The organism is Rhizobium sp. P1_E6 (assembly GCF_056405875.1).
This window is the reverse complement of record NZ_JBFUBG010000009.1, coordinates 67,590-92,022: the sequence shown is the minus strand read 5'-3', so window position 1 is coordinate 92,022 and position 24,433 is coordinate 67,590. Positions and strand designations below refer to the sequence as shown.

17 protein-coding genes and 1 pseudogene are annotated in these 24,433 nt (G+C 59.8%); 13 read left to right on the top strand and 5 right to left on the bottom strand.

Annotated features, from left to right (window positions below):
- Nucleotides 1–39: 39 nt before the first annotated feature.
- From AC1D35_RS07625 to virB11, 5 genes are read left to right on the top strand one after another with little or no spacing between them, the layout of a single operon-like run.
- The gene (locus tag AC1D35_RS07625; RefSeq protein ID WP_113310848.1) at nucleotides 40–324 is read left to right on the top strand and encodes a hypothetical protein; all 285 of its coding nucleotides are present in this window, start codon (nucleotides 40–42) and stop codon (nucleotides 322–324) included.
- 1 nt (nucleotide 325) lies between these two features.
- A complete protein-coding gene (locus AC1D35_RS07620; RefSeq protein WP_477938448.1) occupies nucleotides 326–997 on the top strand; it encodes a VirB8 family type IV secretion system protein in 672 nt (223 codons plus the stop codon).
- Nucleotides 994–1,851 (top strand): P-type conjugative transfer protein VirB9, encoded by an 858-nt coding sequence (gene virB9, locus AC1D35_RS07615; RefSeq protein ID WP_477938447.1) that lies wholly within the window; start codon nucleotides 994–996, stop codon nucleotides 1,849–1,851. The genes AC1D35_RS07620 and virB9 overlap by 4 nt, the downstream gene beginning before the upstream one ends.
- 8 nt (nucleotides 1,852–1,859) lie before the next feature.
- Nucleotides 1,860–3,035, top strand: coding sequence for a type IV secretion system protein VirB10 (gene virB10 / locus AC1D35_RS07610; RefSeq protein ID WP_477938446.1), 1,176 nt, complete (start codon nucleotides 1,860–1,862; stop codon nucleotides 3,033–3,035).
- A gap of 7 nt (nucleotides 3,036–3,042) precedes the next feature.
- A complete protein-coding gene (virB11, locus tag AC1D35_RS07605; RefSeq protein WP_113310852.1) occupies nucleotides 3,043–4,050 on the top strand; it encodes a P-type DNA transfer ATPase VirB11 in 1,008 nt (335 codons plus the stop codon).
- Between the two features lie 207 nt (nucleotides 4,051–4,257).
- Here virB11 and AC1D35_RS07600 read toward each other — a convergent pair whose 3' ends face one another.
- The 4 genes from AC1D35_RS07600 to AC1D35_RS07585 are packed head-to-tail and all read right to left on the bottom strand — an operon-like array spanning nucleotide 4,258 to nucleotide 6,466.
- Nucleotides 4,258–4,998, bottom strand: a complete 741-nt coding sequence (locus AC1D35_RS07600; RefSeq protein ID WP_162747125.1) for a hypothetical protein — start codon at nucleotides 4,996–4,998, stop codon at nucleotides 4,258–4,260.
- On the bottom strand, nucleotides 4,980–5,420 hold the full coding sequence (locus tag AC1D35_RS07595; protein WP_477938445.1) for a hypothetical protein: 441 nt from the start codon (nucleotides 5,418–5,420) through the stop codon (nucleotides 4,980–4,982). Before AC1D35_RS07595 ends, AC1D35_RS07600 begins: the two co-directional genes overlap by 19 nt.
- A gap of 30 nt (nucleotides 5,421–5,450) precedes the next feature.
- Nucleotides 5,451–6,206, bottom strand: a complete 756-nt coding sequence (locus AC1D35_RS07590) for a S1/P1 nuclease (protein WP_477938444.1) — start codon at nucleotides 6,204–6,206, stop codon at nucleotides 5,451–5,453.
- On the bottom strand, nucleotides 6,173–6,466 hold the full coding sequence (locus AC1D35_RS07585; RefSeq protein WP_477938443.1) for a hypothetical protein: 294 nt from the start codon (nucleotides 6,464–6,466) through the stop codon (nucleotides 6,173–6,175). Before AC1D35_RS07585 ends, AC1D35_RS07590 begins: the two co-directional genes overlap by 34 nt.
- A 637-nt stretch (nucleotides 6,467–7,103) precedes the next feature.
- Here AC1D35_RS07585 and AC1D35_RS07580 point away from each other — a divergent pair.
- The 6 genes from AC1D35_RS07580 to AC1D35_RS07555 all read left to right on the top strand — a co-directional run bounded on the left by AC1D35_RS07580 (nucleotide 7,104) and on the right by AC1D35_RS07555 (nucleotide 16,970).
- Nucleotides 7,104–8,369, top strand: a complete 1,266-nt coding sequence (locus tag AC1D35_RS07580; protein WP_477938442.1) for a metallophosphoesterase family protein — start codon at nucleotides 7,104–7,106, stop codon at nucleotides 8,367–8,369.
- 1 nt (nucleotide 8,370) lies between these two features.
- Nucleotides 8,371–11,877: an AAA family ATPase gene (locus tag AC1D35_RS07575; protein WP_477938441.1), complete on the top strand. Its 3,507-nt coding sequence runs from the start codon at nucleotides 8,371–8,373 to the stop codon at nucleotides 11,875–11,877.
- A 391-nt stretch (nucleotides 11,878–12,268) separates the two neighbouring features.
- Complete coding sequence (locus AC1D35_RS07570) at nucleotides 12,269–12,523, top strand: hypothetical protein (protein ID WP_477938440.1); 255 nt, start codon at nucleotides 12,269–12,271, stop codon at nucleotides 12,521–12,523.
- Between the two features lie 264 nt (nucleotides 12,524–12,787).
- Nucleotides 12,788–14,929 carry a ParB/RepB/Spo0J family partition protein gene (locus tag AC1D35_RS07565; protein ID WP_477938439.1) on the top strand — a complete coding sequence of 714 codons (2,142 nt, stop codon included), beginning with the start codon at nucleotides 12,788–12,790 and terminating at the stop codon, nucleotides 14,927–14,929.
- A 269-nt stretch (nucleotides 14,930–15,198) separates the two neighbouring features.
- Entirely contained in the window at nucleotides 15,199–15,621 is a 423-nt protein-coding gene (locus AC1D35_RS07560; protein WP_477938438.1) for an antirestriction protein, read from the top strand.
- A 158-nt stretch (nucleotides 15,622–15,779) separates the two neighbouring features.
- The gene (locus tag AC1D35_RS07555) at nucleotides 15,780–16,970 is read left to right on the top strand and encodes a DUF932 domain-containing protein (RefSeq protein WP_477938437.1); all 1,191 of its coding nucleotides are present in this window, start codon (nucleotides 15,780–15,782) and stop codon (nucleotides 16,968–16,970) included.
- A 109-nt stretch (nucleotides 16,971–17,079) separates the two neighbouring features.
- On the opposite strand, the gene AC1D35_RS07550 is transcribed toward AC1D35_RS07555, so the two are convergent.
- Complete coding sequence (locus AC1D35_RS07550) at nucleotides 17,080–18,270, bottom strand: DUF1173 domain-containing protein (protein ID WP_477938436.1); 1,191 nt, start codon at nucleotides 18,268–18,270, stop codon at nucleotides 17,080–17,082.
- Between the two features lie 694 nt (nucleotides 18,271–18,964).
- Between AC1D35_RS07550 and AC1D35_RS07545 the strand changes: the two genes are divergently transcribed.
- Nucleotides 18,965–23,386 (top strand): strawberry notch-like NTP hydrolase domain-containing protein, encoded by a 4,422-nt coding sequence (locus AC1D35_RS07545; RefSeq protein ID WP_477938435.1) that lies wholly within the window; start codon nucleotides 18,965–18,967, stop codon nucleotides 23,384–23,386.
- Between the two features lie 5 nt (nucleotides 23,387–23,391).
- Nucleotides 23,392–24,428 (top strand): annotated as a pseudogene (locus AC1D35_RS07540) (DUF7146 domain-containing protein).
- The last annotated feature ends 5 nt before the right edge of the window (nucleotides 24,429–24,433 follow it).

Here is a 24,433-nt window from a genome sequence, read left to right as displayed (position 1 = left end):
CAGCCTCGCTATTCATGAAATTGGACAGGTTATTTTGAAATGATCCGTATGTTCTTGTCGCTTTTGCTGACCTTAAGCCTCGCCGGCTGCGCTTCGATCTCCCATCCACTCCCAAAATGTGATGGCTATTCTCGCCGGCCGCTCAACCGCTCCATGTGGCAATGGGAGAGCGATGGTAAAACGGACCAGTCGACCACCGGAGTTATCTCCGCGGACCCGGCGAGGCACGTTGCTTCCTTTGCAGACCAACCCGCCCCCGTGACACCTGTTGCCTTCACACATTTCGATATCGCCGGCTCCTATCGTCCCTGCGAGGGCAAATGACATGGTGAGCACGGATAGTCTGAAGAACTATTTCGAGAAAGCCCGCCGGTTCGATCAGGACCGGCTGATTCAGGTTGAGCGCTCTGCCCGGATCGCCTGGTGTGTTGCCATTTGCGCCAGTATCATCGCCGTCGTCTCCGTCTTCGCCATCGCCTGTCTCACGCCGTTGAAGACGGTCGAGCCGTTCGTCGTGCGGGTCGACAATTCAACGGGGATCGTCGATGTGGTCTCCGCGCTGACCTCGACTGCCGGCACATACGACGAGGCAGTGACGAAGTATTTCGCGGCCAAATATGTTCGAGCCCGCGAAGGCTACGTGTCGAGCGAGGCTGAGGATAATTTCCGAACGGTGGCGCTGTTATCGACGCAACCCGAGCAGACCCGCTTCGCGACCGTCTATCGCGGCAGCAATCCGGATTCGCCGCAGAACATCTATGGCAGGAGCGCAACCTCGCGGATCAACATCATCTCGATCTCACTGATCAACGCCAATGTGGTCTCCGTCCGATACATGCGAACCGTCACGCGCGGTGACGATGTGCGTACCACGCATTGGGTGGCGACGCTCACCTTCTCCTATGTCAACGCTCCGATGTCTTCCACTGACCGGCTGGTCAATCCCTTGGGCTTCGTCGTCAGCGACTATCGCGCCGATCCGGAGGCCATCAATTGAGATTGCAATTCCTCATTCTACTTGCCCTGACTGTGGGGCTCTCCTCGCAGGCGTTTGCCCTCGACACGCCGCGCAGCGCGCCACAGGACAGCCGCGTCCGCTTCGTCGACTACCAACCCTATAACATCACCAGGATCGTCGGCACACTCAGATCGTCGGTGCAGATCGAGTTTGCCCCCGATGAGGAAATCGCCCATGTGGCGCTGGGCAACAGCGTGACGTGGGAGGTGGCACCGGCGGGCAACATCCTGTTTCTGAAACCCCGCGAGAACCAGCCGGTGACCAACATCTCAGTTGTGACGACGCGACGCGATGGCTCGACACGCAGCTACCAAATGGAGCTGACCGTCCGGGACGGAAGCGTCGAAGCCGGGCAGAACACCTACTTCTATGTAAAATACCGCTATCCAGCCGATGAAGCGGAGCGGCGAAAGCTGGAATCCGCCGCCCGCGTCCAGGCCGCCCAGGCAGGCGAAGCCGATCGCGTCCTTTCCCTGCACGAGGCCTATGGTCCGCGCAACTGGCGCTATTCGGCGCAAGGATCCCAGGCTCTTGACCCACAAGCCGTCTACGACAACGGCAAGGTCACGACCTTCGCGTTCGTCGGTAACCAGGAAATGCCGGCGATCTATATGGAAAATTCCGACGGCACCGAAAGCCTGGTCCCGAAGTCGGTCGATGGCAATCTCGTGCTGGTCCATGCGATCAGCCGCAAATTCATTTTGCGCAGAGGCGGCGATGTCCTCTGCGTCTTCAACGAGGCCTACGATCGCGTCGGCATCAATCCCGAGACGAATACGACGTCACCATCGGTCGAGCGTGTCGTCAAGACAGAGCCCCGCGCTGCGCAATAGGAGGTGTCATGGCCGATGAAGAAATCACCCGGATTCCCGGCGAGCGCGCCGAGACGTCGACCGGTCGCCGGCTCGATAACAATCCGTTCCTCAAGCGCGGCGCGGTCGCCGCCGCAATCGTTGCCTTTGTCGCTTTCGCTCTTTGGTCGATGCGCGGGCAAAACAAGCCGTCTGATAGCGTTCAGCCGGAGCGGGTCGTCATTCGTCAGACATCGGATTTCGAGCCGGCTAAGGAGCCGGTCCAGCCCGTGACGACGCCAAGAGAGGTCCAGCTTCCGACACCCGTCGTCACCGAGAAAGCGCCCACCGATGATGACAAGTTACTCGACGCAGCGCGTCGCGCTCCGGTCATGGCATATGGTGCAGAGAAAACGCCGACCGCCAGACGACAGCAGGATGATGCGAACACCGACACCACCTCGAACGACGTGCCTCTGGGAAACACGCCTGGCAGCTTTACCGGGCAGGGCGAGAACGAAGACCAGCGCTTCAACCGCATGCTGACGCCGACGCAATTGCAGGGATCCCGCGCCGGCACGCTCGGCAATCGCGATTTTATTGTCGCGATGGGGAGCTCGATCCCATGCGTGCTTGAGACAGCGCTTTCTTCTGATCAGCCAGGGTTCACGAGCTGCGTCATCAGCCGGGACGTCCTGTCCGACAACGGCCGCGTCGTGTTGATGGAAAAAGGCACGCAGGTCGTCGGCGAATATCGCGGCGGTCTCCGTCGCGGCCAGAAACGTCTGTTCGTGCTCTGGAGCCGGGCGAAAACCCCAGAGGGTGTGATCATCACCCTGGCGTCGCCGGCGACCGATGCCCTTGGTCGTGCTGGCGTCGATGGCTATGTCGACACGCATTGGTGGGAGCGTTTCGGCAGCGCAATCTTGCTATCGATCGTTGGCGATGCGACCTCCTATGCTAGTAGCCGGCTGCAGGACAGCGACGTCGAGGCGCAAAACACGACGGGCGCCGGTCAGCAGGCCGCGGCGATCGCCGTGGAGCAATCGATCAACATTCCGCCGACGCTCGAGAAGCACCAAGGCGAGCTCGTTTCGATCTTCGTGGCGCGCGATCTCGATTTCTCCAGCGTTTACCGGCTTCGCGTCACGGAACCAAGCAATCGCATCTACGATCGCGCGGTGCTCAGCGACTTTCGTCCGGCTTCAACACTTGTGACAAAGTAGGGCAGAGATGACTGAGGCTGCAGATGCCGGTGTGGTGCGAGAATTGCTGCAGCCGCTTTCGCGGTTCCTTCGCGACAAGACGCTCTATGAGGTCATCGTCAACCGGCCCGGCAAGGTCGTGACAGAAGGAGCAGACGGATGGCAGACCCACGACATGCCGGACCTATCCTACGACAGGTTGATGCGCCTCGCGCGAGCGGTCGCAAGCTTCTCTAGTCAATCGATCGATGAAACCCACCCGATCCTGTCGGCGACCCTGCCCGACGATGAGCGTATCCAGTTCGTGATCCCGCCGGCGACGACGAAGGGCACCGTCAGCATCACCATCCGCAAGCCCTTGTCCGTCTCTCTCAGCCTCGACGATCTCGACCATGGCGGCTTGTTCGCCGACGTCCTGCGGACCGAAGGGGATGGCAACCAATCGGACCAGAGGCTATTGGAATTCTATCGGACCGGCGCCCACAAGCAATTCCTTAGGGAGGCGGTGTTGGCGCGGAAGAATATCATCATCTCCGGCGCGACCGGATCGGGCAAGACGACCCTATCCAAAGCGTTGATCCGGCACATTCCGGAGAACGAGCGGATCATCTCCATCGAGGACACGCCGGAGCTGGTGATCCCGCAGCCGAACCATGTGCGGCTCTTCTATTCGAAAGGTGGCCAGGGAACGGCAAAAATCGGCGCCAAGGACCTTCTCGAATCCTGTCTGCGCATGCGGCCTGACAGGATCCTGCTGCAGGAGCTTCGCGACGGGACGGCCTTCTACTACATCCGCAATGTGAACTCCGGGCACCCCGGCTCGATCACGACTGTCCATGCCGACTCCGCTCGCTTTGCCTTCGAGCAGCTGACATTGCTCGTCAAGGAGTCGGAAGGCGGCGGAGACCTCGAACGGCACGACATTCGCGAGATGCTGACGATGACGATCGACGTCATCGTTCAATGCAAACGGATCGACGGACGGTTTCGTGTGACCGAAATCTACTACCGGGATGCTTACGAGGCGGAAAAATAACGCGGTCTGATCGACGGTTGGTGTGTGGCTACAATCTTTGTCGTATTGTAGTATTTTCGAACATGCTGCCTGTCCTCTTGGATAGGTTCAAATCCAAGTCGGTCACGAGGTTGCGCGCATCGCCAGGAGTGGCTTTGTGTTTGGTCGCCACCACGTCGCTCTATAGTTACTGGAGGGGAATACTCGTTTGACGCACGGTCCGAGCAATTAGCTTCGGTCCGCAAGCTCCTTCTTCGAAAGCGTCTTCAAATCGGCGAAACGCTTTCGGAAGGTTTCACCGTCCGGTCTCGCGCTCGAAAGATCGTCTTCGACACTCTTCATTTTGCTTCGCAGGTCGGTTTTTGTGTTGGCACGTTGAGCGATTGACTGCGCCTCCTGCCAAAACGACAACCAATCCTGCTCGACCTCATCTGAAACATACAGCAGGTGACTACTTGCCGCGATCATGAGGATTTCAGCCTTGTCGAGTTCCTTTTCTTCCCATTTGTGAATGGCTGCCGAACGAAGCGCGTAGAAGTATTGTGCAGCTGCGCCCATGATTTCGCGATTGGCTATCGCATTGAAGTCAAGTGATCGTTTGAGCCGCTCTAGAGATGCGTCTGACTTTTCATCCATGGTCTTAATTTGTAGGCTTAACGTGTGCTGGAGTTTCGCCAAATCTTCAGTGGAAGTCTTTCGCGACATCTCGATACGCGAAGAAACCTCGGCCTGCCGGTTCACGGTGTAAAGTGCCCCGAGCGCTGTTAAACCGGTTCCCACGACCGCTATCAAAGCGCCGATGGCCGCTTTGTCGAAATCGGAAACGCTCGTTGCAGTCATCGCCCCTTTCACAACAACATACGCAAAGGCGAGCGTCATTCCGATATAAGCGATTAATGCCAAGAACAGTAACGCGTTGAATATGCCCAGCAATATTGTGCGGACCCACATCACCACGTTCTCTTGCATTCACCGGAGATGCATCGGCACGCGGGGTTGACGCAATCGTTGTCGGTTCTACAGAGGCCGCCGGATTTTGCTTGGATCAAAGTGCGGCCATCCTGGAAGCTCTCGGGAACCCATCGGTAGGCGTCCACGTTGCCTCGCGGCAAGGTGTCCAGATCGCCTGCAATCTGGTCTGCGTCCTCCCGTTTGATGTACGGTACGAACAACTGACGCATTTTTCCGCTGCCATCAGTAAACCAGTAAATGCCAGTCCCGGATGCCTGATCGGTCGCGCCTTCGAGCGTTCTTGGGTTTGTAATGTCGACTGCCGGTTGGGTCATAAATTCCTCCATTGCGACGTCGGTCAAATCTGCCTGATCAAAAAGGGCGATCAGTTTATTCGCCTCGACCATGAATCCTCCACCGAGTGCGGCGATGGAAACCATATTCGGGGTCCATTCGATGCGTGCTCAGCATCATGGCCGCTGCGTCGAGTTCTGCGCAGGCTCGCTGTACGCCGGATCGAGTGCCTGGTTTATCAGATGTCCCAGCCGAAACCCTGCCCGACGCACTCGTTCTTGGGCGATGTCCTTGAAAGCGTCCCGGTAGTCCTGGCGGATGTTGACGGATCGTTTTGGCTGGCCTTGTTTGTAGACAACACGATCCTGCGAATATTGGCAGCTGTCGCCAACCTCGATGCAGTACATCACGTCGGGGCGCAGGGTGATCTGAAAGGACTCGTTCGCCCACTGCCACGGGTCTCCGCCGACGATGCCCTTTTCGGCGGTAAGCGTCGTGTTCGCCTGAAGACTATCTACGGCGCGATAGGTGATTGTACGCTTTCCCCAAGTTTTCTTGAAGTCGGCACGCTGTCTGACGTGTTCGAACAGACCGGATTCCAGCAGGCAATTATCCCACACGGCGTGAAGGTTGTCGGGCTTCGGGGAAGTTCCGCCACACTTTCCCTGCAGGTCGACCACGATCCAATTTCCACCGCGGTCATTGGCAAACGAGATATGTAGGGGCTGGTGAATGTCGCCGACCCAGTGGCCGATCGCCATCAGCGCAAATACCCTTTCCTCTTTGGATTTCGACGTGTCCTTGAGAATGTCTAGGTCTCGCTTGATACCTGAGAGCACGCACTCGCCGTTTGCCGGGCAACTGCCGTCTACGATCGACTTTGTTGATCGCTCGACGTTTATGAAGTGATCGTCAGGATGTTGGCGAGGCATCTCATCTTCTCGAGGCATCCGAGATTGAAGCTTGTATAGTGGCGGTCGGGGAGCTTTCCGCGCCCCTCGACGTTGATGCCGCCTTTGTCGATCTCAAAAAGCGTGCGGAGTTCCTTTCGTGTCGCATCGGTGAAATTGCGATATGCTAGATCGCATACCGTCAGGTGACCGAATTGACCCCAGGCTCGTGCGGGCGCAGTGACCCCGAACAGTGATGCGGCGAGGATGCAGCCTCCCGATATCAAGTTGAAAACGCGCATGTTTACTGATCCCTCATGGTAAGAACAGCAAGCATCAAGCGCCGCGCATAAAAATGCTCGGTGCGTGGGGTCTCAATTGAATTGTAAAACCGAAATGTACGTGTGTAATGCCGTATAACTCGTATCACGAGTGCTGAAGTTGTCAATACGTCCTGTTTGTGGCGCTGAAATACTTGAGGTATTCGGAGGAATACTCGGGCTGCGGTTTGATTGTGGACAATCGCGTCTGATTCAATTCGCGTACCCCGGCCAAATCCATCGCCGCCGGGATTACATGATCGAAGACCCGAGGATATCTGCAATCCGCGGAGATACCCGGACGAGAGTTCATTTTCTTCTTTCGCCAGTGGAGTTGTTGTCACAATCTAGGCGACGACGCTGCCAGCATCTATCTAGCCTGGACAGGCAGGCAGAAACCCAGGCCCTTGTGCTGACCGGGCCCTCCCATTGCGACCTCTACGTCACGTTTTGTCCGTCAATGCCCAAGTACTCGTCCTGACCCGATGCCCAGCGTATTGACTGCTGTCGCAAAAAAAATCGAGTAATTTACTGTGGATACAAGAACAAAACAAGAATATTAGCTGGCGCGGACGCGTGGGAATGGCTACGAAAATCGACCAACAGATGAGGCTCTGCATTGGTCTATCGTTTCATCCACACCGCCGACATTCATCTCGATTCCCCGCTGAGAACGCTGGCCCTACGTAATGCCGAGCTTGCCCAACTGATTGGCCTGGCGACCCGGCGTTCGTTTGTTCGGATCATCGATCTTTGTCTAGAGGAACAAGTAGACGCGTTGGTCATCGCCGGCGATCTCTACGATGGCGACCAAACGTCGATGAAGACGGCGCGGTTCCTAGCCGAGCAGCTTGCGCGCCTGCACCAGGCAGGCATCAGGGCGTTCATCATCCGCGGCAACCATGATGCGCTTTCTAAAATCACTGCCGAACTTGTAATGCCGGAGACGGTCAAGGTGTTCGATGCCGTGGCTGAAGCCATCGCCATCGACCGCGCACCGGGCCATTTCCCCGTCGCAATACACGGACTGAGCTTTGCCAAGCCGCAAGCGCCCGAAAGCCTCCTTCGACACTATGCCCTTCCTGTTCCGGACGCAGTGAACATCGGGATCATGCATACCAGTCTCGGAGGCTCGGCGGGGCACGATCTATATGCCCCGTGCAGCGTCCCCGATCTACGGCAAGCAGGGTTCCGGTATTGGGCTCTTGGCCACATTCACAAGAGGTCGTCAGTTGAAGATGTGTCTTGCGCGATTGTCATGCCCGGCATACCTCAGGGGCGTGATATAAACGAGGATGGTCCCAAATCCGTCTCCCTGGTGACAATTAAAGATGACCGCTCGATCCTCATCGAGGAGCGCCAGACAGCCGTCGCCCAGTTCGGGAGACTGGTCGTGAACATATCCAAAGCAGGTGACTGGAAGGATGTGATCCTTCAAGCCAAAGGCAGATTGGAAGACTTTTCTTCCGCGGTCTCGGCCGACCATCTTGTCGCGCGAATCGAAGTCACCGGGTCGAGCGAACTCGCCTGGCGTATTCGACGGGATACCGATCTCCTGCGGGCTGAGCTAGACACGCACGGTGCGGCAATCGGGAATGTCTGGATCGAAAAAGTCGTGACATACCCAGTTGCGCCCCTGCGACCGGATGCACGACCGGGTGCGTTGGATGAACTTGCCGCGATCATCGACAGCGAGGTCCACGGCTCGACCGAATTTCGCGAGGAGGTACGCTCGATCGCCGATGAACTGCGGGGTCAGCTCCCGGCAGAACTCCGGGATATCTTCGGCAAGGACGAGGCGTCTTTCGAAAACCTCCTAGCGCAATCCGCCCAAGACGGTGTGTCGCAGGTCTTGGCGCGTTTGCGTGGAAGCGAAGGAGAGTAGTGTGCGCATCAATCGCCTCGACCTCACGCGTTATGGCAAGTTCACCGACGCCGTCATCGATTTCGGATCGTGTCGGGTCGGATCGCCCGACCTCCACGTCATCTACGGTCCGAACGAGGCGGGGAAATCAACCACGCTCGATGCGATCCTCGACCTGATCTTCGGGATCGGCAATACGACGAAATACGGGTTCCTGCATCCCTACAATACCATGCGTATAGGGGCGAACGTTCACGTGGCAGGTCAGGACAGAGACTTCGTTCGCATCAAACGGCCGCAGAACAGCCTGCTCGATCGCGAGGAACGCAGTCTGGCCGACACGGAGATAAGGGCCGACCTTGGCGGGATCGACCGCGAAGCGTTCTCGACGATGTTCTCGCTGGACGACATTACGCTCGAAAAAGGTGGCGAGAACATCCTTGCAAGCAAGGGCGATCTCGGCGAACTGCTTTTCTCTGCCAGCGCGGGCCTTTCCGATCTCAGCCGTCAACTCGTGGCGATCCGCGGCGATGCGGATAGCTTTTACAAATTTCGTGGACGCAGTAGCCAACTGAGCGATCTCAAGGCACGATTGACTGAGCTGAAGCATAAACGCGAGGCTCTCGACCTCCAGGCCACCGAGTATCGTAAAAGGTTGGCTGAACTGCATCGCCTGGACGGACTCTACGATCAGGCATTAGTCGAGCGCGCGAACACCCAGCGGCGAGCTGACGAGATCAACCGTATCCTTCGTGCGCTTCCGACGATGCGGAGGATTACCGGGCTTCGAGGACAGCTCGACGCCCTTGAGTCCGTGTCCGATCCGCCGGGATCGTGGAAGCTCGAGCTCCCGGTGATCCGCAAGGACGAAATYGAAATCCGCGTCAAGCTGGACGAGGTTGCCCGCACCGTCGCGGAGATCGAATACGAGATCGGCGAGATCACTGATGACGCCCTTGCTCTCGGCCTTGCGGCGCGCGTCGGAGATCTTACGAAAACGCTGGAGCCAAGATATCTTACGGCACAGGCCGACATCCCAAAGCTTCGTGGTCGGGTTGCGGAGCTCTCAGTCGAAACCCTTCTCCTGCAGCTTGGCAAAACCAACGAAAAAATGCCAGCGCGGCTCGTCCTGGATGCAGCCACCGTTGGCAAGTTTAGAGCGCTCATAAGCTCCAAATCGGGTATCGACGCTCGCCGGACCTCTGCCGCAGAAGAACTTACCCGAGCTGAGCGCGCACTTCAGGAGGAAGACGAAAACATCTCCCGCTTCGAGGAATTCCGTTCTCCGGCGCGGATCAAGGCGTTCGAGATTCTTTCCGTGACAGTCAAAGCGCTGCCGAAATCTGACGACGAGGTTGCGCTCCGTTCCCTGATGCGGCGACGCGAAAACGCGAATGTCGTATTGGCGGAAAGCCTGGCGCAGCTTGCCCCTTGGCGCGGTAATCCGGCCGACCTCGCGGCCATGAGTCTACCGTCGGGCGCAAAGCTGGACGATTGGAAAACACGATACAGGGAGGACCGGGACCGTTCGAAGACGGCGCGCTCCGAACTCGCGCGGCTGGAGCCGCACGCTAAGCGGATGGACGCGGAGATCAACGTCCTGCGCGCGCGGGCAGGGGAGATCGATGAACCTTCGGTCGCGGCGAGCCGGGCCGCTCGTGAGAAGGCATGGATTTCGCATCGCCAGATCATGGACGCACAATCGGCTGACGCTTTCGAACATGCCATGAGAGCCGACGATCAACTCGTTTCGCAGCGGCTTCTGCACTTCGCGGAAGCCAGCAAGTTGGCGCAGTTGATGCTGACCCGAGCTTCCGCGGGTTCTGATATCGAAGCAGCCCACGAGCGCATTGAACAGGCCGCACGTTCACTTTCGGAGCTCGGAAGCGAGATGTCCGCAACGTTCGCGTCGATTTCTTGCAGCGCCGATTTCGGCATTGATCCGACAGAGCTGGAAGAATGGCTGCGCAGGAGAACCGTCGCGGTGAGAGCCCGGGACGACATGTCGGCCATCGATCAAGAAGTCGCAGATATTCAGGATAGGGCTCACCAATCGAAGAAACAGTTGCTTGCCGCCGTCGAGGGAGCAGGACTGACGGTCAGCAGCGACGCCGATCTTGCAACGCTGTTTGCCGTCGCCGAGGAAGGACTGGATGCCTTCTACCTAGCCATGGATCAGGCAGACCGTCTGGAGCGACTGAAAGAAGATAGCGTCGCTCGCAGACGCGCGATGAACGATGCACTGAAAGCCGCGCACGAATGGGACTCAAGCTGGTCCGAACTGTGCAGCGGTTGCTGGCTGGGGGAGGCATCCGCATTTCCGAAGGTCGATGCAGTCAACGGAATCCTCCACGTTCTCGAGAAGCTCGCGTCCGCGATCGAAGCCAGAGACGGCTTGGTCGATCGAATCCAGAAAATGGAGAAGGATAGCGCCCTGTTCGAAGCTGCGGTCTTCGAGCTGTGCGATAGACTGGAAATCCAGAAATCCGCCTCCCTCACCGAGCTTACGCGGATGATCTCAGACAGGGTCAAGGCGGCCGAGCGAAGCCAGGAGCAGCGGGAAAAGCTCGCGCGTGATCGCGATAAGAAGCACCAGGAAAAGCGTGCAATTCTGGTCGGCAAGGACGTACTCGGTATCCAGATAGGGAAGATGACAGCGTTCTTCGGCTGCACCACCCTGGACGAAGTCGAAACCTTCATTGAGCTGTCGTCGAAACGGCAGGCACTGCGGAATTCCACAGCCGAGCTGGAACAGGAGCTGGTCGAGATCAGTGTTGCGAACGACATCGCCGACGTCGAAGAACGGCTCGCATCGGCGGATAGAGAGGACTTGGAAGGTCAACTCGCACTGTTGACACCAATCCTGGAAGACCAGGACAGAAAATGTCACGACGTCTTCCATGAGCGGTCCACTATGCAGAAGGCACTCGATGCGATCGGAGGGGACTCCGTCGTCGCGGAAATCGAAGAGCAGCGACGCACCATTTTGCTGGAGATCGAGGAGCGAGCCGGTCGTTACCTAGAGCTTCGCGCGGGGATAACCGCTGCCGAGCAAGCATTGAGGCTCTACAGGGACCGCCATCGAAGTGGGATGATGACAAGAGCCTCGGAGGCTTTCCGGATCATCAGCCGCGGAGCCTACACAGGTGTCGCCGCGCAACCCGGTAAGGATGGCGAAATCCTGATCGCGATATCTGCGAGCGGAGGTTCGAAGGCCGCCGACGAACTATCCAAGGGCGCGCGCTTCCAGCTCTATCTTGCGCTGCGGGTGGCCGGGTATCACGAGTTCGTGGCCAACCGTGCTCCCATTCCTTTCATCGCAGACGACATCATGGAAACATTCGATGACTTCCGCGCCGAGGAGGCCTTCCGATTGTTTTCAGAGATGGCCGGGCACGGGCAAGTGATCTACCTTACCCATCATCAGCATTTGATCGATATCGCCAGAAAGGTTTACCCAGGTGTCCGGCTGCACGATCTGGCGACGATCCAGTCGGCATCGAGGCTTGGCGGGATTGCGGCAGAGTAGCCGGTCCTTTGACACAAGCCGCCTCCGTTTAGGGATCCGTCGTCAGAAGGTCCAACAACTCCGCATTCTCCGGCCTGTGCAAATCCTGGTCGAGGGGCTGGCGTGAGATGAGCGCTGTCAGCTCGCACCTTGACCACGATGCTCTATGCCGTTTCGAATAGTGTCGCCATCTTGGGGACGGAAATGCGGCTAACGGTCTTCCCCTGGTGTTTTTGTCGACATCGCGCATCCAGTCCGATCGAAGTCCACTGCATGGCCGTCAGCCGTTCATCCAGGACAAAAGCGGCGACGATCGCGGCGATGGTAGTGCGCGCCGGCTTCGCGCTGGCTACCTTCATCTGACTAGAACTTTGGTTGGCTCGATCCATTCTGCGCTTTATTCGCTGTGTTGTTGTCGCCGACGGAGGCGGCACTGGATCACGACTTCATCGCATCGATATACGAAGCAGCTGTCGTGCCCGAACTCTGGAAGGGGCGGGGCTTGCTGGATCAGTTGGCGCGCCGCAGCTACGCGCATGACGCCGTGCTGATGAGTGTTTCGCCTGACCGCGATTTCCGATGGATTGGAAACGACTCCGCCATTCCGAAAATGCACGTTTATATCGAGGAAGGCTGGGGCGCCAAGAACCCCGTACCTGCTGAGTGAGCAACGAAACCGGAGATTTTCCGAACCGCGCCTTCTTATGGACACCGACATCATGACTCAAGAGGAAATGATGGCGAGCGAGTAATATCAGGGGTTCATGCGTCCCCACGGCTGCTTCTGGCACACCGGACTCAAGGGTCATGGCAATGCCGGTCGCAAACGGTAAGAGCGGTGGGTGTGGCTGGAGGGAGAGGGGGAGGGGTGTTCGTGGCGGGTTGAGGTTGTCGGAGAGAGGCTCCGGCAAGCCCGCCACGGAGAAACGAAATGGCACAGGCCATCCAGAAAATCACGCTCAACGCTGGACGTGACATTCCTTTCAACAAGCTCGTTCTCAGCCAGCAGAACGTGCGCAAGACCAAGGCGGGGGTTTCGATCGAGGAACTTGCCGAGGACATTGCCCATCGCGGGCTGCTGACCAGCCTCAACGTCCGCGCCGAAGTCGATGGAGACGGTAATGAGACCGGCATCTATCGTATTCCGGCGGGCGGTCGCCGCTATCGCGCACTGGAGCTGCTGGTCGCACAGAAGAAACTGTCGAGGACGGCGGCCATTCCCTGCATCGTGAGCAAGGGCGATACCCTCGAAGTGGAGGATTCGCTTGCCGAGAACGTCAAGCGCGTCGATCTTCACCCGCTGGACGAATTCCGGGCCGTCATGACGCTCCGCGAACAGGGGCTCGACGAGGAAGAGATCGCTGCCCGCTTCCATATGTCGGTCGCAACGGTGAAGCAGCGCCTGCGGCTGGCTTCAGTCTCGTCGCGTATCCTCGAACTCTACGCCAATGACGACATGAAGCTCGGGCAAGTCATGGCGTTCTCGATCACCAATGATCACGTTCGGCAGGACCAGGTCTGGGACATGATCTCGCGGTCGCACAATCAGGATGCCTACTATATCCGCCGGATGTTGACCGAAACCGCAGTCCGGGCCTCCGACCGCCGCGCCGTCTATGTTGGAATTGACGTCTATGAGGCAGCCGGCGGTATCGTCATGCGCGACCTGTTCGAGCAGGACAATGGCGGATGGCTACAGGATCCGGCGCTTCTCGAAAAGCTCGTGCTCGAAAAGCTGACCTCTCAGGCCGAAGCACTGAAAGCCGAAGAGGGTTGGAAGTGGGTCGACGCAGCCTTCGACTTCTCCTACGGCCACACCTCCGGTCTTCGCCGCTTCTACGGCGAACGCGCCGAATATAGCGAGGAAGAGCTTGCGCGGCATGGTGCATTGAAGGCGGAATACGACAGGCTCGACACAGAATACGCAGAGTCGGAGGACCATTCCGAGGAAACCGAGATGCGGCTGGAGGAACTCGGCAACGAGCTGGATGCTTTGAACGACCGGCCCTACGTCTTCGATCCGGAAGACGTTGCCCGCGGCGGCGCCTTCGTCTCGCTCGCCGCCAATGGTGAACTGAAGATCGAACGCGGTTTCGTCCGGCCCGAAGACGAACCCGTCGCCGAGCCGGAAAGCGGAAATACCGACAACGGCGCCGGTGATGGTCAAAGCGATAATGATGCCGTGGTGGTCTCGGTGAACGGCGGCATCTCCATCAACGGCAAGCCTGTCGGCGCCGAAGAACCGGAAGAGGACGACGGCAGGGTTCGTCCGCTCTCCGACCGCGTCATCGAAGATCTAACGGCCGCCCGTACCGTTGCGCTGCGCAATGCGCTGGCGAACGATCCCGTGGTGGCCTTCATCGCCGCTCTTCATGTCGCGGTCCTGAAAATCTTCTACAGATACGAGGCTGACTCGTGCCTGGAGATCACGCTCCAGCACACTCTGTTCGGCCAGACGCAGGGGCTCGGCGACACGGTCTGGGCAAAGGAGATCGAACAGCGGCAGGAAGCCTGGGGCTATGATCTTCCCGGCAACGCCGACGAGGTCTGGAACTATCTGACCGCGCTCGACCAGGATAGCCGCATGGCGCTGTTTGCCCATTGCGTCTCGCTGTCGGTGAACACAACCGTGCAGGCGTGGAACCGGCGCACCAAGGAAAATGTCCACGCCAGGCAGCTTGCCCATTCGCTCGGCTTCGGCATGGTCGCGGCCGGCTGGATGCCGACGGTCGACAACTATCTCGGCCGCGTGACCAAAGCGTATATCCTGCAAGCGGTCCGCGAGGCGAAGGGCGAACAGTCGGCGCAACTCATCGGTCATCTGAAGAAGCCCGACATGGCGCGCGAAGCCGCCCGGCTTCTGGAAGGTAGCGGATGGCTCCCCGAAGTGCTGCGGCTCCCGATCGATCAACGCCTCGCGGAGGCAGAGATCGATGCTGCGGCGATCGACGCCATTGTCGAGGACAATATCGCCGAAGCCGCGGTCGATCTGCCAGCCTTCCTGACGGAAGCTGGAGAAACGGTCACCGACCCGATCGGGGACGACGACGAACATCTTGAGGCCGCCGAATAACCAACCCAAACCCTCGCTCAAGAAGCCCGGCCGCTGCGCCGGGCTTCTCTGTTTTCAGGGGCGCCATCATGCCCGTCTATACAATTGAACTGACCTATAACCTGCCGACATTGCGACGACCGCCGTCCGCAACTTCTTCCTGCGCGGCCGGCAAAGGGGGACGGGTGCGGTCAGCCAAAAGGGAGAGCCGGGCCGGGGAGAGGGGCAAGCCGGTCGGTAGAGAGAGAGCCGCCCGGCCTCAACCCTGTTGCCTCTCTGGAGAAAGATCGATGTCGATATCCGAAGTTCCTCCCCAAGCCGCCTCCATCGTTCCTGACGAGCGCCGCCTGAAATTCCTGCCCACGCTGTTCGGGCGCTCGCTTTTGATCATCGGTGAGAACGCGGTTTACAGCCTCATGGAGCAGCTCAGCCCCCTCGATTATGGCGGGGGTTTCTGGGATTTCTATGAACATGAGGGCAAGCCGCTGTTTTTGGCTCCGCGATCCAAATCGCGTTTCAGGATCACCGGCGCGATCACCGGCTTTCAGGGGAAGGTTTCTGCCGAGCCTGCAGGGATTATCGCGACGCTTTTTGCCTTCTCGCATCTCTCCTTCCAGCATCAATCCGAGCACCTCTCGGAAGGTTATGGCCGCCTTTACGCCTATTCGGCTGACCACCCCGAAGCCGCGGAGATCTTCCAGGCAATCGATTGATCAGTGCGCCGCGTCGCCCTCAGGCGGCGCGCTTGTTTGTCGTCCAGCCCGGATTGCCCTGTCAGTCGGGTTTTGCGTCCGTAATTCATCGTCCATCTCACCAGCCCGGCTGTCGCAAGAGCGGTCAGCCGGGCTCTTTCGTTTCAGGAGACTTCATCATGAACACCATGATTTCCTACCCGCCACCGGTATCATCTGGATTCAAGGTCGATATATCCCGCGGCGAACGTATCGGTCGTGTTTCGTCAGAGTGGTTTTTGCGTCCCGACGACGAGCGCTATCTGTCGCTCTGCGATCTTCATTGCGCCGTCAGCGCGAGAACCGAACGCGCTCGCGTCCGCACGGTCGAGGCCGCCGAAATCCGCGTCGAGGCAACCCGCGACAATGCCGAACGCTTGTCCTTGATTGTTCCCGGCGGTCGCGAACCGCTTGCACCGACGCACTGGAGCTACGGTCAGCTCTGCGGCCTGGTTGGCGCACCTGCGAGCTATATGCGCCAGCTACCCGCGCCGCTGGCGGCGATCAACCTCCAGCACGGGCTTCTCAATCATAACGCCGAAATGGTCAAAACCCTGGAGATGGACGATGGTCGCCTTGAGTTACGAGCGGTGACCGGTCCTGAATACGGCCGGATCTGGGATAAGGATTTGATCGCTGCGATCATGAACATTGCTGGCAATGGCACAGGCGACACGATCTGGAAAGTTCCCGGTCTGCTCGACTGGTCTGCGATGACCCACAATCCTTTCGTCGACATCACGAAGGATACGACGACGCTCTACGCCAGCGATCACGATGTCTTCGTCTTTCTTTGCGATGACACCCACCCGATCGAAGCCGGACGACTGCCTACCGGCGAACCTGATTTGTATTTCCGCGGCTTCTATGCCTGGAACAGCGAGGTGGGTTCGAAAACCCTAGGAATTGCAAGCTTTTACCTGCGGGCAGTGTGCGCCAACAGGAATCTCTGGGGGACCGAAAATTTCGAAGAAATCACCATCCGTCACTCAAAATTCGCGAGCCAGCGTTTCGCCCACGAAGCGGCGCCGGCGTTGACGAATTTCGCCAATTCCTCGCCCGCGCCATTCGTCGCCGGCATTCGTGCCGCCCGTGAACGCATCGTCGCCCGAAACGAAGACGATCGCTTGGAGTTCCTGCGCAAGCGCGGCTTCTCGAAGGCTGAAACCGGCAAGATCATCGAGACCGTTCTCAGCGAGGAGGGGAGGCCGCCCGAGAGCATTTTTGACTTTGTTCAGGGTATCACCGCGCTGGCGCGGGGAAAGCCGCATCAAGACACGCGGCTCGAACTCGAAGGCAAAGCGAAGAAACTCCTCGAAAGCGCTGCCTGACCGCACGCCACCAACCCTTCTCCATCCCCTTCAAGGCCCGGCCGTCGAGCCGGGCCTTTGGAGGTTCCAGAAAGGAAACATCATGACCACACTCGAGACCAGAATCAGATCAAGGTAGCCTTGGGATTTCGCCTTTGGCTATTCGCCAGACCCAGGGTGTGATCTCGGGCCGCGCCTCGATCATCTCCGAAAGCGCCTGTTCATAATCCTCTCCGGCGCTCGCCGGCACGATGAACATCGCAATGGGAGCGGGTTTCTGTTCCGGCAATGTCACCGACACGATCGGTGCATCGCGTGGCAGGTTGAAACGCAATCCTTTGACGCTCTTTCGCTTGAGGCGACTCACCTTTTCCAGAAGCCGCAGCTCATGAATATTCTCGAACGGCAGCCAGTGCTCGTTGACCACCATCAGCGCGACCTCTTCACCTGCGGCAATGCCGGCGGCTGAAATGCCAAAGGTGGCGATGACAATCAGATGGAACACCTCGTTCGAGCGCCACAGTTCGAGTTCTGTCTCAAAGCACGCAGCGAGCCGTCTCCATGTGCCCTCCTCGATCATCAGCGGAAAGGGCATGTGCCGGACGACGATCCTCTGTCCTTCACGCGCGGCTGAAAACTCCTTCACTTCGGCCACGATCATCATCAGTTTGCGCGGACCCGAGCCCGCGGCCTGTAAACCCTTGAACGCCGCCGCACGCCGGGCGGCGATCCCGTCCTTGTCCTCGGGATGAAACACTTCCGGTATGAAAAGCATGTCGCCCAGGCTAGCGCCTCTTGCCGTCATCTGCGCGGCCGCATTGAGAAGATTTGCGCGCACGCGACCCCAGCCGCGCTTGCCAGACCAGGTCGAACGCCATTCTGTCAATTCGCCTGCCTCCCAGAAATAGTGCAGCATTGCCCGCAGCGACAATTTCCGCGGTTCGTTGCGGATGCCGTGTTCAGACGCTTCTGCCGGCTGGCCGGCTGCGGCGCGAGGCCCGCGCTTCGTCAGTGAAAAGTCCAGCTTAAGGTCAGTCTTGCCATTCTCGTCGATCAGGATCGCGCTGCCGATCAGCGGCCCAAGGCCAGAAAGCTCGTAGGGAGGCTCATAGGAGGGGCAGACAGGATCATGATCGCGTCCCGACAGCGGCATCCGCTTGATGAGATACTGGTCTTCAACACGCGCGATATACATCGGCGCCTGCGGCTCCTTGCACATGCACATCGGCCGCAGTCGCTGCTCGTAGGCCTGAGCGAGAAATCCCTGCAATTCAGGCGTCGATTCCTCAAGCACCCGGTCACCGATCGTGAATTTCCGCATCCTTGTTCTCCCATGTCTGCCATCGAATCTATACAGCGACTGTCTTTTTTACTATCTTAAATTAGTCAGTAAAACATCTGGACGCCGTTGCGACCTGCACGGCGGGAGTTTCCATTCTGCTCGCGAGACGGCGAAGGGAAGACGATGGAGCGACGTCGCGGAGCGGCCGCGGCTCCATTTGGAGGCAAGCATCCTCCAAGACATGTTGGTCGATCCCCTTTTGGCGAGACGGGCTGCGTCTCGCGCTTGACAACAGCAGAGCGCTGACCGGAGGGGTTTCGCTGTCGTGGAGCACCAGACGGCGCAACTCCCTCCGGCGGAGCGACGGCATCTGCGGGCTGTGTTCGAGGTTACCTGCTTCGGCGCGGCATCGACACCACAGGCGTATCCGACGGCACTTCCTCTGCCCCGCGTTCCGTAAACTGCGTGTACATGCCCATTCCCAATTCTTTGAAAATTGGAACTATCGAGCATGATAATTGGAAGTCGACAATTTGTTGATTGGAACTGATGGGCATGAATTTTGGGAGCCGATAGTAAAATGAAGGCGGTTTTGCCCAGCAGGCCGTCGGGCGTTCCAGCAATTGTTCGCTGCCACGGGAGAGGGAGAAAGGGGCCGGAAAGAGGCGGCTTGCTGGGGCTTGGAGAGCGTCCGGGCGGGCCGATCCTTTGCCGCTCTCGACAGGACTTCCCTATGAACGTGATCACGCCCAGTGCCGCGAACGCGGCCGCCACCTCGCTTGTTCCCATCGGCCGCGCCGCAGCAATTATCACTGCCGGCCGCGCGCTTCTTCCGTTTCTCGAACTTGGCCAGCCGATCGTCGCAACCGATCTTCGCACTATTCTGAGTGATAGCTTTGGCGGCTCGGATGCTGAAGGTTTCTGGTTCTGGAAAGACGCTTACGAGGCGGCCGAAGTGGCGCAGGTCCTGTTCCTGCGCAAGTTCGGCGCTGCCATCGCCGCCCGCGCGAAAGCACCGCAGGCGACGCTCTCGATGCTGACCAAGGTGGCCGGCTTGATCCCGACCCACACGCGGCGCTCGGAGGAAAGCCAGCAGCTCCAGCAATTCTCGACGCCGATACCGCTTGGCTTTATCGCGGCTCACGCAGCCGGAATCATGGCGGACGACATGGTACTCGAACCCTCCGCCGGGACCGGCCTGATGGCGATCTTCGCCGAGCTCGCGCGTGCGCGCCTTTCTCTCAACGAATATGCACCGGTCCGTCGCGGTCTTCTGGAGCAGCTTTTCTCCGGATCGATCGTGTCGCAGCACGATGCCGCCCACATCGACGACCATCTCGACCGCTCGGTGCGTCCGTCTGTCGTCTTGATGAACCCGCCGTTTTCCGCCGGCGTTCACGTGGAGGGCCGCATGACCGCCGCCGCATGGCGCCATCTCGCCTCCGCCTTCGCGCGGCTCGCCCCTGGCGGCAGGCTGGTGGCGATCACCGGCTCAAGTCTCTCTCCCGACAATCCCAAATGGCGCGACGCCTTCGTCCGCCTGCGGGAACGTGGCACGGTTCTGTTCAGCGCGGCGATCGATGGTTCTGCCTACGCCCGGCACGGCACGACGATGGAAACGAGGCTGACGGTGATCGACAAGATAGCGGCCGCCGATCCGGCAAACTTCATTGCCTCCCACGGCGTCGCTCCCGATCCAGAAACATTACTGTCATGGATCTGCGGCCTTCCGCCTCGCTCGCCTTCGACCGCGCCGAACTCCATCGGCACGCATTCCAACGGAACCTCAAGTGCCTGTGCGGCGAAGATGGCCATGCGCAAAACTGCCGACACCATGCGTCCCGCGGCGGCGGCTTCGGCGAACCGCCCCTCGACCGTTGCTCATGTGCCGCGCCCGGTTTCTCAGCTGCCAGCTCCGACCGACGATGTCCTCGAGCTCTCCTACGAGCTGCGCGACGGCGCGACGAACGCCCGCTCCGATGTTGCCGATGGGATCTACGAACCTTACCAGCTGCGGACGATCCGCATTCCGGACACCAAACCGCATCCTGACAAGCTGGTCGAATCCGTGGCCATGGCTTCCGTCGCGCCTCCCAAGCCGACCTATCGTCCGCATCTGCCCAAGCGCATCGTCATTGACGGCGACCTCTCCGATGCCCAGCTTGAGAGCGTAATCTATGCCGGTGAGGCCCATACCGGTTATCTCACCGGCCACTGGTCCGTCGATACCACCTTCGACAACCTGAAAGCCGTCAAGCCGGACGAAGAGGGCGCTGTCCGCTTTCGTCGTGGCTGGTTCCTCGGAGACGGCACTGGCGCCGGCAAAGGTCGCCAGGCGGCCGGTATTATCCTCGACAACTGGCTCAAGGGTCGTCGCCGGCATCTGTGGATTTCCAAATCGGAGACCCTGATCGAGGATGCCCAGCGCGACTGGAGCGCGCTCGGGCAGGAAAAGCTACTGGTCACGCCGCTGTCGCGCTTCCGCCAGGGCAAACCGATCAAGCTCGACGAAGGCATCCTCTTCGTCACCTTCGCCACGCTACGCACCGACGACCGCGAAGGCAAGCGTTCGCGCGTCCAGCAGATCGTCGATTGGTTGGGAGGCGATTTTGACGGAGCCGTCATTTTCGATGAGGGGCATTCGATGGCGAACGCCGCCGGTGGCAAGTCCGAGCGCGGCGAAAAGGCAGCCTCGCAACAGGGCCGTGCCGGTCTTCGCCTTCAGCGCGCTCTGCCTGATGCCCGTGTAGTCTACGTTTCAGCCACCGGCGCGTCCGAGGTGGAGTCGCTGGCCTATGCCGAGCGCCTCGGTCTCTGGGGCAGCAGCGATTTTCCTTTCTCGACCAGATCGGAGTTCATTGCCGCAATCGAAGACGGTGGGGTGGCGACGATGGAAGTGCTCGCACGCGATCTCAAGGCGATGGGCCTTTACGCCTCCCGGTCGCTGTCCTTCGAGGGCGTCGAATATGACATTCTCGAACACGAGCTGACCGAGGAGCAAGTCCGCATCTACGATTCCTACGCCGAGGCGTTCCAGGTCATTCACAACAATCTCGACGCGGCGCTCGAAGCCTCCGGTATTATCAGCAACAGCACCACGCGCAACAAAAATGCCAAGGCCGCGGCCCGCTCGGCCTTCGAGAGCTCGAAGCAGAGATTTTTCAATCACTTGCTCACCGGCATGAAAACGCCGGCGCTGATCGACGCGACGACAGGGGACGTCGAGGAGGGGCATGCGGCGATCGTCCAGATCATCTCAACCGGCCAGTCCCTGACCGAGCGCCGGCTCGCGGAAATACCGACCGAGGAGTGGGGTGATATCCAGGTCGACGTCACGCCGCGCGAGATCGTTGCCGAATATCTCAACCATTCCTTCCCGACTCAGCTCTTCGAGGAATATTCCGACGCCGAAGGCAATCTCCTGTCCCGGCCGGTTTACGACGCCGACGGCAATGCCGTCCTGTGCCGGGAAGCTGTCGCTTGCCGGGACGCGTTGCTCGAACGGGTCGGTAGCCTGCCGGCGATCCCGACCGCGCTCGACCAGATCGTTCAGCACTTTGGCACAGATCGCGTCGCTGAGATCACCGGCCGCACGCGCCGCATCGTCCGCCGCGACGACGGCGGCACGATCGACCGCTTTGCCGTCGAAAGCCGGCCGGGCAGTGCCAATCTTGAAGAGACCCGGGCCTTCATGGACGACGAGAAGCCGATCCTGATTTTCTCCGAAGCCGGCGGCACGGGACGGTCCTACCACGCCGATCTCGGCGCGAAGAATCAGCGTCTGCGTCTTCACAATCTTCTCGAAGCCGGCTGGCGCGCCGACGTGGCGATCCAGGGACTTGGCCGCAGCCACCGCACCAATCAGGCGCAGCCGCCTCGATTCCGCATGATCGCCACCAACGTCAAGGCCGAGCGACGCTTCCTGTCGACCATCGCCCGGCGTCTCGATACGCTCGGCGCCATCACCCGCGGGCAGCGCCAGACCGGCGGGCAGGGGATGTTCCGCTCGGAGGATAATCTCGAATCGCAGTATGCCCGCGATGCGCTCCGGCAGTTCTACAAGTTGATCCACAGCGGCGGGGTCGCGGGATGCGCGCTGGAAAAATTCGAGATGATCACCGGCCTGTCGCTGACCGCGGAAGAAGGCGGTCTCAAGGACGAGCTGCCGCCGATCCATACCTTCCTGAACCGGATGCTGGCGCTCACCATCGCCATGCAGAACCTGCTGTTCGACGCATTCGAGCAACTGCTTGCCGCCCGCATCGAGGGAGCGATTGCAGCAGGTGTCTATGACAAGGGGCTGGAGACGCTGACAGCGGACCGGATGACAGTGAGGGACCGTCGGCTGGTCTACACCCATCCCGTCACCGGCGCCCAGTCACACCTGCTGACCATCGAGCGTATGGATCGCAATACGCCGATGGCACTTGCCGACGCGTTAAAACTCGCCGCATGTGACCCCTGGGCAAAGCTGATGGTCAATGGCAAGTCCCGCCGCCCAGCCGTTCAGCTTCCGACGCGCTCGGTCATGCTCGACGATGGCTCGGTCCAACCGCGCGTTGCGCTCGTCCGACCGATGGACGAAATCCGTTTCGAGGTGCGCCAGCTCGAAGAAACGAACTGGGAGGAAACAGACGAGGAGAGCTTTTCCGCCGCCTGGACGGCCGAAATCGCCAATCTCCCGGAGTTTTCCGTGTCGACCATGCATGTGGTCTCCGGCCTCTTGTTGCCGATCTGGAAACTGCTGCCGCAGGATTACTGCCGGGTTTATCGACTCGAAACCGACGAAGGCGAGAGGATCGTCGGCCGTCTGATCCCTTTGGAAGGGCTCTCCGGGCTTCGCCGGAATTTCGGGCTCGACCAGGCGGAGGTCATAACCGCCGGGCAGGTATGGCAGTCGCTGCTCGGCGGTTCCGTGGTCGTAGCACTTGCCGGCAACATGACGCTGCGGCGTGTCCGGGTGATGAACGACTATCGGATCGAGCTCTCCGGCTTCAGCGATGGGATGCGCGACAGGCTGAGATCCATCGGTCTGTTCTCCGAAATGATCGCCTGGAAAGTCCGGTTCTTCATCCCGGCTTCGGATGACGGACCGGCGGTCCTGTCGCGCCTCCTCGAACGGCATCGCATCGTCGATGTCGCCGGCCGGGGTTGACTGCGATGTTGTCCGCCTCCGAACTTGCGGACCGTCTCGCGCGCGATGCCGAAGCGGTCTGCCGGCACTATCTTTCTGCCGGCCGCAGGGCCGGCAACTACTGGATCGTTGGCGAGTCGCCAACAGCAAGGGCAAGTCGCTCTACGTCCATCTGTCGGGCCCTCGCAAGGGCAGATGGACGGACGCGGCTGCGGCTCAATATGGCGACCTGCTCGATCTCGTGCGGGAAACCTGCGGACTGGTCGATTTCCGCGATGTTGCCGATGAGGCGCGGCGTTTCCTCAACGAACCCCAATCCAGGCCGGTGTCGTCCCGCAGAGACGTTACCCTCGACAGCCAGCCGGCCGAAAGACCGGCTGCGGAACGTGCAAGGCGCCTGTTCGGTTCCACGCAGCCGCTCTCCGGCACGCTGGCCGACAGCTATCTACGTCAGCGCGGCATCCTGCGCGCATCTTTGCATCGCGCGCTCCGCTTCCATCCGTCCTGCTATTATCGCGATCTCGTCAGCGGCAAGACCAGCAGCTATCCGGCGCTGATCGCGGCCGTGACTGATCGCGCCGGCAAGATCACCGGCGTGCATCGCACCTGGCTCGACCCGGACGGCGAAGGGAAGGCGAGGGTCGACGATCCCCGCCGAGCGCTTGGCGGTCTGCTCGGCAATGCCGTCCGGTTCCGCTTTCCCTTCGATGGCCCCGTGCCGGTTATGGTCGCAGGCGAGGGGCTCGAAAGCATGCTGTCGCTTTCGCACGTGATGCCCGGCATGCCAATGGTGTCGGCGCTGACAGCCAATCACCTTGCCGCCTTCCGGCCGCCAAGCGGGTGCCTGCGCCTATACGTTGCCGCCGACGCGGATGCCGCCGGCCGACACGGTATCGAGGGATTGAGCCGCCGGGCGCGGTGGCTCGGCGTCCTGCCACTCGTGTTTACCCCGGAACTCGGTGACTTCAACGAGGACCTGCGCAGGCTTGGGCATGACCGGCTCATCGCAAATCTCCGCGCCCAACTCGCCCCGGAGGATGCTCAGGCCCTCTTGCCCGCGTAATGCGG

Excerpts from the sequence above, each read along its gene's own strand:
- AC1D35_RS07625 (WP_113310848.1), top strand. The coding sequence starts at position 40 with ATGATCCGTATGTTCTTGTCGCTTTTGCTGACCTTAAGCCTCGCCGGC.
- AC1D35_RS07595 (WP_477938445.1), bottom strand. The coding sequence starts at position 5,420 with ATGGTTTCCATCGCCGCACTCGGTGGAGGATTCATGGTCGAGGCGAAT.
- AC1D35_RS07590 (WP_477938444.1), bottom strand. The coding sequence starts at position 6,206 with ATGCCTCGCCAACATCCTGACGATCACTTCATAAACGTCGAGCGATCA.
- AC1D35_RS07600 (WP_162747125.1), bottom strand. The coding sequence starts at position 4,998 with ATGCAAGAGAACGTGGTGATGTGGGTCCGCACAATATTGCTGGGCATA.
- AC1D35_RS07565 (WP_477938439.1), top strand. The coding sequence starts at position 12,788 with ATGGCACAGGCCATCCAGAAAATCACGCTCAACGCTGGACGTGACATT.
- AC1D35_RS07620 (WP_477938448.1), top strand. The coding sequence starts at position 326 with ATGGTGAGCACGGATAGTCTGAAGAACTATTTCGAGAAAGCCCGCCGG.
- AC1D35_RS07555 (WP_477938437.1), top strand. The coding sequence starts at position 15,780 with ATGAACACCATGATTTCCTACCCGCCACCGGTATCATCTGGATTCAAG.
- AC1D35_RS07585 (WP_477938443.1), bottom strand. The coding sequence starts at position 6,466 with ATGCGCGTTTTCAACTTGATATCGGGAGGCTGCATCCTCGCCGCATCA.
- AC1D35_RS07550 (WP_477938436.1), bottom strand. The coding sequence starts at position 18,270 with ATGCGGAAATTCACGATCGGTGACCGGGTGCTTGAGGAATCGACGCCT.
- AC1D35_RS07560 (WP_477938438.1), top strand. The coding sequence starts at position 15,199 with ATGTCGATATCCGAAGTTCCTCCCCAAGCCGCCTCCATCGTTCCTGAC.
- virB11 (WP_113310852.1), top strand. The coding sequence starts at position 3,043 with ATGACTGAGGCTGCAGATGCCGGTGTGGTGCGAGAATTGCTGCAGCCG.
- AC1D35_RS07545 (WP_477938435.1), top strand. The coding sequence starts at position 18,965 with ATGAACGTGATCACGCCCAGTGCCGCGAACGCGGCCGCCACCTCGCTT.
- virB10 (WP_477938446.1), top strand. The coding sequence starts at position 1,860 with ATGGCCGATGAAGAAATCACCCGGATTCCCGGCGAGCGCGCCGAGACG.